Below are 13690 nucleotides of genomic sequence, written 5' to 3' on the forward strand. Positions count from 1 at the left end.
AGACTTCTTTATACTGTTAGACTTCTTTGCTGAGTGAATTTACTGAGAATGATTTAGCAGGGATTGCTCTTGATCGATAGGTGTAATAGGCGGCACATGCCCCTTCCGACGAGACCATACATGAACCGATGGGATTCTCCGGGGTGCAGGAGGTACCAAATAATTTACAGTCCGTTGGTTTCTTCGCCCCGCGAAGCACTGCGGGGCATTCGCAAGCTTTATTATCCTGGCCAATACTCTCGGTTAGGGAGTATCGACGCTCTGCATCCAGGTGAGCGAATGCCTCTCGGATACGCAAAGCGCTGTTTGGTAACTCTCCCAACCCGCGCCATTCAAAACTTTCCCGGACCTCGAAGCACTCTTCGATCATGGCCTGGGCCTTTTGATTCCCACTGTCGGTGACAGCACGGGTATATTGATTCTCGACCATCCTGCTTCCGGCATTGACCTGTTGAATGAGCATCAAGATGGAATGCAGCAGATCCAGCGGTTCAAAACCAGATATCACAATGGGCAATTGATAGTCTTTGACCAGATCCTGGTATGGGTTCGCCCCGATGATCAGACTGACATGGCCTGGACCAACCAGCCCTTCCAGGATGGTCTGACCCGATTGCCTCGCCGGTTCCAGAATTCCACGTATGGCTGGCGGCGTCATCACGTGGTTACAGAAAACCGAAAAGTTCTTCAGCCCCATTTGATCCGCCTGCTGCAGGATAACAGCCGTCGGCGGCGTGGTGGTTTCAAAACCAATCGCAAAGAACACGACTTCCCGGTCAGGACACTGGCGGGCAATTTCCAGCGCGTCTGCTGGAGAATAAAGCATACGGATATCCGCACCTTGTCCTTTGGCCTTCTGCAGACTCATTCGATGGGAACCGGGAACTCTCAACATATCACCATAGCTGCACAGGATGACGTTGTGCTTCATAGCTAATTCAATCGCCGCATCAATGCGCTTCATGGGCAACACACACACTGGACAACCCGGGCCATGCATCATCTGGACATTGGCGGGAAGCAGGTCGGGAATACCGTAACGGAAAATGGTGTGGGTATGTCCGCCACAGAACTCCATCAAACGATATTGCCGCTCTGGATGAACCTCTCGGGCAATTTTTTCCGCCAGCACCCTGGCAGCATCGCCATTACGGAACTCATTGACGTATTTCATCACTTCATTGCCTTATATCTGATGCATCTGACTGAACAGTTCCAGGGTCTTCTGAGCTTCTTCTTCGCTCAGCTTACTCAGTGCATACCCCACATGAAGAATCACATAATCGCCCACCTGCACATCCTCCAATAGAGCGATGGAGATATGCTTCTTAACTCCACCAAGCTCAACCAAAGCCTGGTCCTCGTCGACCAGAGCTTCAACCCTGACGGGAACTGCAAGACACATACTGACTCACTCCTGCACTCCTTCGAATGCGACTGTCTTATTTTCAATCTGTACTTCTGAGGACATGCTTTCCAGAGACATGCCCGGAGATCGGGTCATTTGCGACATGGCTATCCACGCCTGCCCCAAGCAGAGACCTCCATCGTTACAGGGCACCTGACCGGATAAATGCAATCTCAATCCACGCTTCGCCAGGCCCTTTTGCAACCCTTCCCGCAGAATACGGTTCAACAGACATCCGCCTGATGCCACAACATCGACCACACCGTATTTCCTGGCAAAGAACTCGACCCATCGAACCAAACCATCAACCAACTCTGTGTGAAATATAGCTGCGGCCTGAGCCTTATCCTCGATGTCGAGCATAGCTTTAATGATCGGCTCCAGATCCAATAGACCGGTGGGCGTAACCCTGGCCAATCCATTGGCTGTCGGCATGCAGACACTGGCAGCTTTTGCTTCAAGCGCCATAGGAGCTTGAGCTTCAAAGGTGATCTCATCATAAATGCCAAGGATAGCTGCTGCCGCATCGAACCAGCGCCCGGCACTGCAGGTCATTATCCGGGAACCAGCCGTCAATGAAGGAATTGCATTGTCGGCCAACCTGGAAAATGCTGAATACATGGGCAAATGCCCAAATCGCTGTCTCGCATGCTCCGATAGTCCCATATGGCTGAGCAAGCCGGCACCAAGTCTCCAGATCTCTCTGGTCGCTTTATCCCCACCGACTAAAGGCAATGTCGACAAATGAGCAATACGATCAAATGAACCCGCATCGCCATAAAACATCTCGCCTCCCCACGGGCTTTGGTCATCTCCCAGCCCAACACCATCCAAAGCCAGTCCTAATACCGGACCAGATACAGACGACTCAGCCATCACCGCGGCCAGATGCGCCCTATGATGTTGCACCTTAATTAATGGAAGATTGTGTTCGAGCGCATAAGCCTCAGCAAACCGAGTACTGTAAAAATCGGGGTGATCATCACAGACCACAACCTCAGGGGTGGCCTGGACCAGCTTCGTCATGTGGGAGACGACACGCCCTAACCATTGGCAGGTTTCAGGGTGATCGAGATCACCAATGTGGGGAGAAAGATAGGCAAAACGTCCATGAGTCAGACATATCGAGTTCTTCAGGTATCCACCGCAAGCCAAAACAGAAGGCCCCTTAGCAGGCAGTGTGACTGGTCGGGGAGTCCACCCCCTGGCTCTCCTGACCATCATCGGAGGATTCGCCGACAGAACAACGGAATCATCGCAGCGGGTAACAATATCCCGATCATGCAGAATAAAGTAATCGGCGATATGACTCAGCCGATTCAGACATTGATCGTTTTCATACACTAGAGGTTCGCCGGAACGATTGGCGCTGGTCATGACCAACAATAATGGGTGAGGCTGACTCAGCCAATCATCCCCCTTCGGCCGTTCCGCGGCCTCATGAAACAGGAGATAATGCAACGGGGTATAGGGCAGCATGACACCGAGGTCCGCCATTTCCGGCGCTATCTGCTCGAGCTGACGGTCACACGTGGACCCTTTGGGGGCCAGAACCACCGGGCGCTCTTGGCTTTGCAGGCAGTCGCCGAGTATCTCATCAACCTTCACCACAGATTCCAGAGAGGACGGATTCAGCCCCATCACGGCTAACGGCTTATGGGGCCGGCTCTTTCGCTCCCGCAACCTCGCAACGGCCTTGGGGTTCCGGGCATCACATACCAGATGAAATCCGCCCAGCCCTTTTATTGCCAGGATGCTCCCCTCATTTATCAGCGATACCGCTCGGGTTACCACATCGTCGGTCACCACTGACTGGCCGTGGCAATCCGTCATCCATAGCTGTGGTCCACAATCTGCGCAGGCATTAGGTTGTGCATGAAACCTTCTTGAAGCAATCGAATGAAATTCATTATCGCAGTCACTGCACATGGCAAATTTCGCCATACTGGTTCTGCAGCGATCATAGGGTAATAATTGAATCAACGTGTAGCGCGGACCACATTGAGTGCAATTGATAAAGGGATATCGATAGCGCCGGTCAGAGGGATTGAATAGATCCTGCAAACACTCTTGGCAGACAGGCAGGTCAGCGGGAATCTGGGCGGAGTCTGCACCACACGCCAATCCGCCGGTATCAGAATTCAGAATCTGGAAGCCGTCATAGGTTGCCGGTGAATTTGCCGGTGAGGTTTGAGAATACGCCTCCTGGACAGCATCAATCTCCGCGGCTGAGGGTTTATCCGTCAACAGTCGCGATCGAAAAGATTCCAGTACCTCGATATTCCCGACCAGATCAATGATTACGCCCTGCCCGTTATTCTGCACCTGCCCTTTCAGCCCAAGCTCAGTGGCCAGATGATAGACAAATGGACGGAATCCGACTCCCTGCACCCTGCCGGTGACGATCAAGCGTTGGTGTTGCATGACTCCGCTCGGTTATCCCTGGCAATGGAGGTGTCTTTCTCCAGATGCTGCAAACACCATCGGGTCCACTCTGTCATACCTTCCCCTGTCTTGGCGGACAGCTGGATAACCTCAATGTCAGGATTGATTCTCCGGGCATATTCAATGCTTTTTGCTACATCAAAATCCACGTAGGGCAAAAGATCGATCTTGTTGATCAGCATCAGATCAGAGCCATAAAACATATCAGGATATTTCAGTGGTTTGTCTTCACCTTCGGTCACTGAAAGCACGGCTACCCTGGCTGTTTCCCCCAAATCAAACGCTGCCGGGCAAACGAGATTGCCCACATTTTCAATAAAAATAAGATCCACCGAGTCGAGATCCCAATGATCCAATGCATGGCCGATCTGATGGGCATCCAGGTGACATCCTTTCCCTGTGTTGATCTGTATTGCCGGAGCGCCAGTCTCCCGAATTCGCGTCGCATCCAGCTCTGTCTGTTGGTCTCCTTCGATGACCGCAATTCCAGCCTTGTCCCTCAACTGCTCAATAGTACGCACCAATAAGGAGGTTTTACCTGACCCCGGACTGGAAACCAGATTGAATGAGGCAACATTATGAGCCTTTAATCGCTGCCGGTTATCAGCAGCAAACCGGTCATTCTTACTGAGAATACTCTGCTCAACTTCCAGTATCCGGGCCTGGTCATTATGGTGATGAATATGGCTGTCCGGGCTGTTTTGGTGATCATGAGTATGACTGCCCGAGGTATGAAGACTATCCTCGCGAAGATCATTCTCACTAAGACCGTCCTCACTAAGATCATGCTCGCTATGATGATGAGATGCTGCACCGCTGCAGCCGCAGGTTGTACACATATTCATCCCCCCTTTATTATTCGTCATTCAATATTGCCGCAATTCAATCTGAAACCATTAGATCACTGAAATGGATTTCACCCGAACCTCTCGGCCTTGAATAATCCTGGCTCCAAAACTGCCGCACTCCGGACAGCAGTCGTACAATTCCTGGACCCGCCACCGATGATGGCATTGATGGCACTCTCCCTCTCCAGGAATCGATATAATTTCCAGCTTGGCCCCCTGAGCCGGAGTACCGGCCATGACAGCCGAAAAACAAAACTCCATCGCACTCGCTTCAACACAGGCAAGTTCACCGACTTCCAGCCAGACTTTTTCCACTTTCCGGAAGCCGTCTTTTTCGGCTTTCTCCAGAATCAGGTCCCGCATATCTTCCGCCAAAGACAGTTCATGCATGACTTTCTAACTCACTGACAGGATGCCTCTGTAACCATTGCCGACAATAATCCAGAGCATTCAGTAAATTCGCTTCGGCCCGCGCAGAGAGCTTTTCCTCAAATTGATCAAACTCGTAACCCGAAATTGCCAGAATATAAGCCTCAGCTCTGGCATCAAACAGAGTTCTTGCAAGCTCCATAAGACTACCCGGAGTCAAACTGTGACTGGCAAAGGGCTGTCCCGAAGCTTCGCCAACCGGAGTAAAGCTAAACCCCTGCTCCGTCGCAATTGAGGGTTCGATAGTGGCATCCACGAAAATAATCCGTGGATACCGGGCGATATCGACCGCGTCCTCAACCGTCAGTTGGTAGTTGACCTGAGTAGACACTCCCTGCCAGTTACCGTCATCTACACGACGCACGAACTCAGGTCCGAGACCATCGTCCTGACGTCCCGGATTGCCGTAACCAATTATGAGGGTCAAACCGCCATTCATATAAAATCTACCTACCCTCATCCACCTAAAATCTACTTATCCTTTTTCCAACTCAGCATACTGACTGCCCCGGTCCACCACTTTTCCTTCGACATCCAGGACTTCCACCACCAACGGCATCTGCCCCAGGGCATGAGTGGCACAAGACAGACAGGGATCATAAGCCCGGACCGCCACTTCAATATGATTTAGCATTTTTTCCGTAATCGTCTTCTGGCCGGACAGGTATTTTTTGGCCACATCCGTTACCGCACGATTCATGGCGGTATTGTTGTGGGTTGTGGAGACAATCAAGTTGCAGTAGGTCACCTGGTCATGTTCATTCACTTTATAGTGATGGAACAGCGAGCCGCGCGGCGCTTCAATAACCGCAATTCCCTCTTCCCTACGCTCCCCCTTCAACCGCAGATCCGTGCCCTGAAGGTCCGGGTCATGCAGCAGTTCCTTGATTTTTTCCACACAATGCAGAACTTCAATCATGCGAGACCAGTGATAGGCCAGTGTCATGCTGACCGGTTTTCCCTGGCCAAAGCTGCGGAACTCTTCAAATTCCTTGTTGGCCAACGGCGTATCAATAAAGCTCACGGTATTCATCCTGGCCAACGGTCCTACCCGGTACCAACCATCCACATTGCCGCGGCTTTTGATAAAGGGAAACTTCATGTAGGACCAGGAACGAACTTCTTCCATCAGATAATCGTTGAAATCACGATAATCAATCTGGTCGAAAATAATGTTCCCTGCGGCATCCACGGCTCTCAGGTTTCCGTGATACAGGTCCAGTGCTCCGTCCTCCCGGACCAGCGACATGTGACTGGATTTGAAGTTGGCAAAATGCTCGACCAGCGGAAGATGCTCAAGGGTGTAGTTCTTGGCGACCTGTATCGCGTTCTGTGCCCAAGAGATCATCATATCCACATCAATCAACAGGGCATCCCGTTCCTGAATCGAAAGATTTTTATTAATCCCGCCCGGAATAGCACCGGTACCATGTATCTTTTTACCGGCGGTATGCAGAATCACTTCCTGGCCGTATTTGCGCATCAATACGCCTTGCTTGGCCAGATCGGGAAACTGTTTGATGACTTCGAAAATGTTGCGCTTTTTGGCTGCCGCATCAAAACCGAACAGCAGATCCGGTGAACTCAGATGGAAAAAATGCAGGACATTGCTCTGCATGATCTGGCCATAGTGCATCAGACGCCGCATTTTTTCCGCCGTTGGGGTTAACTGGTCCACCCCGACAATCATGTCCATGGCTTTAGCCGCAGCAATGTGGTGGCTGACAGGACAGATTCCACACAAGCGCTGTACGATGACCGGCACTTCCCATAGCAGACGCCCGCGGATAAAACGCTCAAAGCCTCGGAACTCAACAATATGAAGCCGGGCTTCACTGACATTATTGTGCTCGTCCAGGTGCACTGTCACCTTTCCGTGACCTTCCACCCGGGTAACGGGCTCTATTTCAACAATACGCGCTTTGCGGCTTTCCATGGTTATTCCAACAAATTCGTCGTCATTAAGAATGATGAAATGCTTTCCGCATTTTCCGGCACGATCTAATCATATTTAATCAGTGCCCAATCCAATTCAGGTGGTTCCCCCTTAATCAGCGCCGTTAACGCCGTCCAGAGCACATCCCCAGAGGGAGGACAGCCCGGTATCTGATAATCCACTTTGACCACATCCACCACGGTGTACACCTTATCCAGAAGCAATGGTAAGGCCGGATCATTGGGAATCTGGTTATCAGGATTCATGACTTTGGGAGAAGCCCGATAAGCCTCATCCAGACACTCTCTCAGAGGGTCGTCCGAATGCATGATGGCATTCCGCATCACCGGCAGCCCGCCCATAATGGCGCACTGGCCGACAGCCACCAGAACATCGCAGTTTTTTCGGAATTCCCGTAACACATGTACGTTGTCCTCGTTACAGCAGCCACCTTCAATCAGGCCGATATCACAACGACGGGTGAACTTTTTGAAATCATTCAGCGGAGACCGGTCAAACTCGGCCACTTTCATCAGATCGATAATGCGCTCATCGATGTCCAGCAGCGACATATGGCAGCCGAAACACCCCGCCAGTGACGCTGTGGCAATACGCTTTTTCTTCATCTTTCATCTCCCCTACGAATCTTCCCGGGGATCATACTGCTTCACCGGAATCAACCGGCTATCCGGATGCTGTATCTCAGAACCGATGGGTCCATGATCAAACTGCCGCTCCCCAATGGGGGCAAAAAAACCCTCCCCCTTGCGGATAATGCATCCTACCGGGCAAACATCCAGGGACATGGCATAGTCGTCGATCGAGGCATCCGTATTGGCCAGACAATCCGCATTCACCCCGATACGCTTGTGAATGCCCCTGCCTACGTATTCAAATACATTCTTGCCGTCCACATCCCGGGATGCCCGAATACAACGTCCACAAAGGATGCAGCGGTTATTGTCCAGGGCGATGTCCGGATGGGAAGCATCCACCGGCCTCACCGGCTGTAAATAAGGATATTTAGTCGCCTGGGAGATTCCCAAACGATAGGCCATGGCCTGCAGTTCACAACGGCCGCTGGCTTCACAGATCGGGCATAAATGATTCCCTTCATGGAACAGCATCCGCACCAGATCCCGTCGGTAGTTTTTAATCTCCAGGCTTTCATTTTCTATCACGGCTCCGTCTTCCAGTGGCTGGGTACAAGCCGCTACCGTACGCCCATTTTGCTTTACCGAGCAGACCCGGCAACTTCCCTGGGGAACCAGTCCGTCGGAATCGCAAAGACGCGGAACGTAGACACCGGCAGCATCACAGGCATCCATGATGGAAAGACCTTTTTTGGCGCTAAATACTTCACCGTCAACAGTAAACTGCAGGGTGTCCTGGTCAGGAGCGACAGAATTCTTCGTCATGCTTCTCCATTCCCCTTAGTCGGCTTTTTCCGATTTGCTGTAATCCGGGTCATATATCAATGACCGGCGCTTAGCGATAATACGTGACTCATCCAGTGCATGCTGAATATTAAACCCAGCCTGCAACCCGTCGGGACGCTCCTTCAACAGGGCGGCATAAACCAATGGAAAATGCTTCATGGAGGTGAGAATGGGCTTGGGAGAGGTATGTCCCAATCCGCAGCGGCTGGTTTCGATGATGGTTTTGCCCAGGTCTTTAAGATATTCCAGATCGCTGGGTTCACCCTGCCCCTGAATGATCTTTTCCAGGCCTTTTTTCATGAAGACATTGCCAACCCTGCAGGGGGTGCAATAACCACAGCTTTCTTCAATAAAGAAGTGCATATAGTAGTCAACGATTTCCAGAATATTGCGGGTCTGGGTAAAGCTCATGAAGGCTCCGGCCGTCGGCAGGTCTTCGAAACATAACCGGCGACCAAACTCGGTACGTCCGATCATATCCCCGCTGGCTCCCCCCACCTGAACACAGGCAGAATCTTTTGCACCTGCAAGGTCCAGCAGCTCCTGTACCGTACACCCCATGGGAAGCTCATATATCCCCGGTCGGCTGCAATCTCCGCTGACGCTATGCAGTTTAGTACCGGCACTTTCTGATGTACCGATAGAGCGAAACCAGCTTATCCCTTTTTCCAGAATTCGTGGCACGTTACACAGAGTTTCCACATTATTCACAACTGTGGGGTAACCAAGATAGCCAGACTGTACCGGATAAGGAGGGCGGTTCTTCGGTTCGCCGCGGCGACCTTCACAGGAACTGATCAGGGAGCTTTCTTCACCGCATATATAGGCCCCCGCACCTATCTGGATACGAATATCGAACTCCCCGTCATACTGCCCGCCGACAGTTTTTCCGATATTCGCCCCAAGCAGTCCTTTTTTGCGTCGCTCCTCAAGGCAATGCTCGAGGTAGGGACGCAGGTATCGATATTCCCCCCGCAGATAAAGGATACCGTGACGCGCACCGACGGCGTATGCGGCTATGGTCATTCCCTCAAACAGCAGATCCGCCTTTTCTGTCAGCAAAACCCGATCTTTAAAGGTTCCGGGCTCGCCTTCATCTGCGTTGCATATGACATAACGCTCTTCGGCCTCCGTCGCCGCTGCCATCTGCCATTTTCTGCCGGTACTGAAACCGGCTCCACCGCGTCCTCGAAGTCCGGAGGCAAGAATCATCTCCACCACTTCGGCCGGTGTTTGCTGCAACGCACCAGCCAACCCGGCCTCAGGAGAATAGGTATTCAGCAGAATCTCCCCGGCCAGTCGGATATTGTTTTTCACCATGGAACGAATCAGCGGATGCTGGTTGTTACCCTCTCCAGGCTTGAACAACCCGCCTTTGGACTGGGGCTTAATGTCATTGAGGTTACGGGATTTTTTCAGGGTGCTGACAATTTTGGAAACCTTACCCGGTGTCAGACCGGTAACCACCAGATCATTGATCAACACCGCCGGAGCCTGATCGCACATGCCGATACAAGGAGTAAGATGCAGGGAAAACAGACCGTCGTTTGTGGTTTGCCCGACTGCAATTCCGAGAGTTTTCTCAAAAGCGGCCCTGATTTCCTCCACTCCTGCGTGACGGTCAATGATGTCTTCGCAAATCCGAATAATGAACTGTCCCTGGGGAGTAGTGGCAAAGAACGCGTAAAAGGTCACGACACCCTCAACCTCTACACGATAACTGCCAGTCTCGGCGGCGATACATTCCATTGCTTGACCATCGATACAGCCCAGCCGATCCTGGACTTCCCATAGAATGTCCATCATCCGGTGGGCATCATTGCCGAATCGACGGCAGGCTTCCTGAACTATACCTTGCGTGTAGGTGCTTGGTTCCATGGCAATAAGCTAGTCTTTTAATTGTTTGATCCCGGTATCCCTTTGTACTGCCTGACGGGGATTCCTGTATTGAGTTGCATCAATCCCTTGTGGGTTATTTCACTATCCTGCGCCTAAGGTCTGGTGTATTTCAATAAGAGCAGGTAAAAAAGAAATTTCCGCTCAAAAGTATGCCGCTTTTTTGAAGTTGATATTACAGGAATTACAAAAATGGCCGCAGTCAAATTTGAAAAGGTTGCCAAGAGTTTCGGCCCCGTGGATGTCATCAAAGACTTTTCCGTGGACATTGAGGACGGTGAGTTTATAGTCTTATTGGGCCCCTCAGGCTGCGGTAAGTCGACCATTCTCCGCTTACTGGCGGGCCTTGAAGAAGTTACCGATGGTGTCATCAGTGTGGGCGATAGAATCGTCAACGAACTGGAGCCCAAAAAGCGGGATATCGCCATGGTATTCCAATCCTATGCGCTTTATCCGCACATGACTGTCCATGACAATATCGGCTTCGGACTCAAGTTGCTGGGACACAAGCCCGCAGAAATCACTGAGAAGGTTCAGAAGGCCGCCACCATGCTGCAATTGGACCAATATCTGGCACGTAAACCCAAAGAGCTTTCCGGGGGCCAGCGACAACGTGTTGCCATGGGCAGGGCCATGGTAAGAGATCCTGAGGTGTTCCTGTTTGACGAACCCCTTTCCAATCTGGATGCAGCTTTACGCAGCGTGATGAGAGCTCAGATCAAGGCGCTCCACCGACAATTCAAAAAGACCACGCTGTACGTTACCCATGACCAGATAGAAGCCATGACGCTGGCGGACAGAGTCATCATTCTGCGTGACGGTAAGGTGGAACAGATCGGTTCTCCGAAGCATGTGTATCTCAATCCTGCCAATAAATTTGTTGCCAGTTTTATCGGCAGTCCGGCCATGAATCAGGTCATGGCAAGGCTAAGCTATCAGGGAGAACAAGCCGTGATAACCCTCGGCTCTAACGATATCGCGCTGCCATCCTCAATCATATTGAGCAAAAAAGATGAAGGCGACATCATTGTGGGGATCCGTCCGACCGATATCCACGTGCATGCAGCCTCTGTCACCCCGGGCACGCCTTTACCTCTGCCGCTGAAAATCTCTGCTTGCGACTTTCTCGGTTCGACGGTTCATATTGAAGCCGACTTTGGAAATCAGCGGATGACAATCGAGTCACCAGCGGAATTTGATGCCCTTGAAGGGGATGAAGTCACCTTTTACTTCGATTCCGAACGACTTCACTTTTTTGATGTAAACACAGGGATTTCCCTAGTTTCCTGATACTGAATATTCATTACAATTACGCGCCGGCTGGCAACCGCAATCTCTCAACCAACGGGCGCATACCGTCGGCCAATGAGTGCATAGTGAGGGAATAAAAAGGAGCGCACGAGAAGAGCAGGCAAACGGCATGACAGTCTATTGTGATTTTAGAATTCGTGCTAGCATCAGCCTGTTTTTCCTAAACATCCGGTGGCTCTCTGCCCATCCAGATAAGACAAATTCAACAGAGGACGAAATCCCTTGAAAGGACTGCAATATCTCGCCGTATTATTACTTGCCACTTTGGTTACCGCCTGCGCGACAGAAAGCCATAGAGCTGTTGAACCAGAGAAGGTCCAATCCTATCGTTCCAACTACACAGGTGAACGTAGTACTTTGGTGGTTGGTAACTTCCAGAACCGTTCCAATTACATGCAGGGATTATTTTCTTCCAATACTGACCGTCTGGGTAATCAGGCCAAAACGATTCTTAAAACCCATCTTCAGCAAACCAACCGTTTCAATCTGGTGGACCGGGAAAACATGGACGAGCTGCAACGGGAAGCCCAACTGGCGGGTGTCGATCAGAAGATTTCAGGTGCGCGCTACGTCATCTCCGGCAGCGTCACTGAATTCGGCCGTAAAGAAGTGGGTGATCGCCAATTGTTTGGACTGCTGGGGCGCGGTAAAGAACAGGTCGCCTATGCCAAGGTTTCCCTCACGGTTGTGGATGTCACCACTTCAGAGATCATTTATTCCACTCAAGGTGCCGGTGAGTACTCCCTCAGCAACCGCGAAATTGTCGGCTTTGGCGGCACTGCTGGTTACGACGCCACACTGAACGGCAAAGTGTTGAATTTTGCCATCACAGAAGTCGTTAACAACATGGTGAACGACCTGGAAGGCGGCGTGCTGAAGTTCAGCAAGTAATCTTACCCTCCCTTCAAAACGGACAGAAGGAATATCTGATTAATGAATGCTGTGCACATAAAAGCATCAGCCGTGATCGTGCTTTTGCTGTTGAGTGGATGCGCCACCCAAAAGCCTCTCTATTACTGGGGTGATTACGAGCCGGTGATTTACGACATGTATAACAACCCGGGCGAAGCTGATACCTCTGCTCAGATAGAGAAGCTGACAGCCACGATTCAACGCGCCCAAAGCCAGGACATGCAGGTCCCCCCCGGTCTTTATGCCCATCTGGGAATGATCTATGCCGAAGACGGCAGCCCTGAACTGGCAGTCGAGGCATTAAACGAGGAAAAGGCTCTGTACCCGGAGTCTGCAACGTTTATTGACGGCATGTTGGAAAGAGCACGCAAGGGGGCCAAACAATGAAGCTCCCGTCTCTCAGCCAGCTCAAGTATTTGTCTCTCATGGTGTTTGTGCTCGTCACCGGGTGTGCCGTTCAACCCTATGACTATACGGCGCTACAGGAAGCCAAACCACGCTCGATCCTGGTCATTCCTCCGGTGAACAATACCGTGGAAGTGAGTGCGCCCTATACTTTCCTTTCCACCATATCAGCCCCGTTAGCGGAGAAAGGCTACTATGTTTTTCCGGTGGCCGTCATCGACCAATTCATGAAACAGAACGGCCTGCCGACACCGATGGAAATGAATCAGGTCCCCCTGGAAAAAATCAGGGAAATTATCGGACCGGATGCGGTTCTGTATGTCACGATTGAGGACTGGGGCCAGCAATACAATGTCATTTCCTCCAAGGCAGTTGTATCGTCCAGCTGGCGCCTGGTAGACGCCAGGACCGGTGAACTGCTATGGGAAGGGGTTGCCCATGAAGAGGAATCCTCCAATGATGGTGGAAACGATTTGTCAAAGGCTCTCCTTTCTGCGGTAGTGCATCAGATCGTCAGCACTATATCGGACAAAACACCTGAACTCTCCCGCAGAGCCAACTATTACACCGTTAACAACCAATATCGGGGTTTGTTACCTGGGCCTTACTACAAATCAGAGCCTCAATAACCTCACCGAAAATTAACGGTAAATACGAAAAA

General features: G+C 51.3%; 14 protein-coding genes. 4 read left to right on the forward strand and 10 right to left on the reverse strand.

Features of this window, described 5'->3' with window-relative positions:
* Nucleotides 1-16 precede the first annotated feature (16 nt).
* The 10 genes from hypD to BTA51_RS13250 all read right to left on the reverse strand — a co-directional run bounded on the left by hypD (nt 17) and on the right by BTA51_RS13250 (nt 10383).
* Nucleotides 17-1174 (reverse strand): hydrogenase formation protein HypD, encoded by a 1158-nt coding sequence (hypD, locus tag BTA51_RS13205; RefSeq protein ID WP_094707934.1) that lies wholly within the window; start codon nt 1172-1174, stop codon nt 17-19.
* Between the two features lie 12 nt (nt 1175-1186).
* Nucleotides 1187-1405 carry a HypC/HybG/HupF family hydrogenase formation chaperone gene (locus tag BTA51_RS13210; protein WP_094707935.1) on the reverse strand — a complete coding sequence of 73 codons (219 nt, stop codon included), beginning with the start codon at nt 1403-1405 and terminating at the stop codon, nt 1187-1189.
* Nucleotides 1406-1411: 6 nt separating this feature from the next.
* Nucleotides 1412-3832, reverse strand: coding sequence for a carbamoyltransferase HypF (gene hypF, locus BTA51_RS13215; protein WP_094707936.1), 2421 nt, complete (start codon nt 3830-3832; stop codon nt 1412-1414).
* Nucleotides 3814-4719, reverse strand: a complete 906-nt coding sequence (gene hypB, locus BTA51_RS13220; RefSeq protein WP_246841030.1) for a hydrogenase nickel incorporation protein HypB — start codon at nt 4717-4719, stop codon at nt 3814-3816. Before hypB ends, hypF begins: the two co-directional genes overlap by 19 nt.
* Nucleotides 4720-4749: 30 nt before the next feature.
* The gene (gene hypA, locus BTA51_RS13225) at nt 4750-5091 is read right to left on the reverse strand and encodes a hydrogenase maturation nickel metallochaperone HypA (protein WP_094707938.1); all 342 of its coding nucleotides are present in this window, start codon (nt 5089-5091) and stop codon (nt 4750-4752) included.
* Nucleotides 5084-5569 (reverse strand): hydrogenase maturation protease, encoded by a 486-nt coding sequence (locus tag BTA51_RS13230; RefSeq protein ID WP_168188162.1) that lies wholly within the window; start codon nt 5567-5569, stop codon nt 5084-5086. Before BTA51_RS13230 ends, hypA begins: the two co-directional genes overlap by 8 nt.
* A gap of 36 nt (nt 5570-5605) precedes the next feature.
* Entirely contained in the window at nt 5606-7066 is a 1461-nt protein-coding gene (locus BTA51_RS13235) for a Ni/Fe hydrogenase subunit alpha (protein WP_094707940.1), read from the reverse strand.
* A gap of 65 nt (nt 7067-7131) precedes the next feature.
* Nucleotides 7132-7692, reverse strand: coding sequence for an NADP oxidoreductase (locus BTA51_RS13240; RefSeq protein WP_094707941.1), 561 nt, complete (start codon nt 7690-7692; stop codon nt 7132-7134).
* 12 nt (nt 7693-7704) lie between these two features.
* Nucleotides 7705-8484: a 2Fe-2S iron-sulfur cluster-binding protein gene (locus tag BTA51_RS13245; protein WP_094707942.1), complete on the reverse strand. Its 780-nt coding sequence runs from the start codon at nt 8482-8484 to the stop codon at nt 7705-7707.
* Nucleotides 8485-8499: 15 nt separating this feature from the next.
* Entirely contained in the window at nt 8500-10383 is a 1884-nt protein-coding gene (locus tag BTA51_RS13250; RefSeq protein ID WP_094707943.1) for an NAD(P)H-dependent oxidoreductase subunit E, read from the reverse strand.
* A 210-nt stretch (nt 10384-10593) separates the two neighbouring features.
* Here BTA51_RS13250 and BTA51_RS13255 point away from each other — a divergent pair, with 210 nt between their 5' ends.
* From BTA51_RS13255 to BTA51_RS13270, 4 genes are all read left to right on the forward strand, one after another.
* A complete protein-coding gene (locus tag BTA51_RS13255) occupies nt 10594-11691 on the forward strand; it encodes an ABC transporter ATP-binding protein (protein ID WP_094707944.1) in 1098 nt (365 codons plus the stop codon).
* Between the two features lie 243 nt (nt 11692-11934).
* Nucleotides 11935-12603 (forward strand): CsgG/HfaB family protein, encoded by a 669-nt coding sequence (locus BTA51_RS13260; protein WP_094707945.1) that lies wholly within the window; start codon nt 11935-11937, stop codon nt 12601-12603.
* Nucleotides 12604-12645: 42 nt separating this feature from the next.
* Nucleotides 12646-13011 carry a DUF4810 domain-containing protein gene (locus tag BTA51_RS13265; protein WP_094707946.1) on the forward strand — a complete coding sequence of 122 codons (366 nt, stop codon included), beginning with the start codon at nt 12646-12648 and terminating at the stop codon, nt 13009-13011.
* The gene (locus BTA51_RS13270) at nt 13008-13658 is read left to right on the forward strand and encodes a GNA1162 family protein (protein WP_094707947.1); all 651 of its coding nucleotides are present in this window, start codon (nt 13008-13010) and stop codon (nt 13656-13658) included. The genes BTA51_RS13265 and BTA51_RS13270 overlap by 4 nt, the downstream gene beginning before the upstream one ends.
* The last annotated feature ends 32 nt before the right edge of the window (nt 13659-13690 follow it).

The sequence above is a fragment of the Hahella sp. CCB-MM4 genome (genome assembly GCF_002260525.1).
GTDB lineage: Bacteria > Pseudomonadota > Gammaproteobacteria > Pseudomonadales > Oleiphilaceae > Hahella.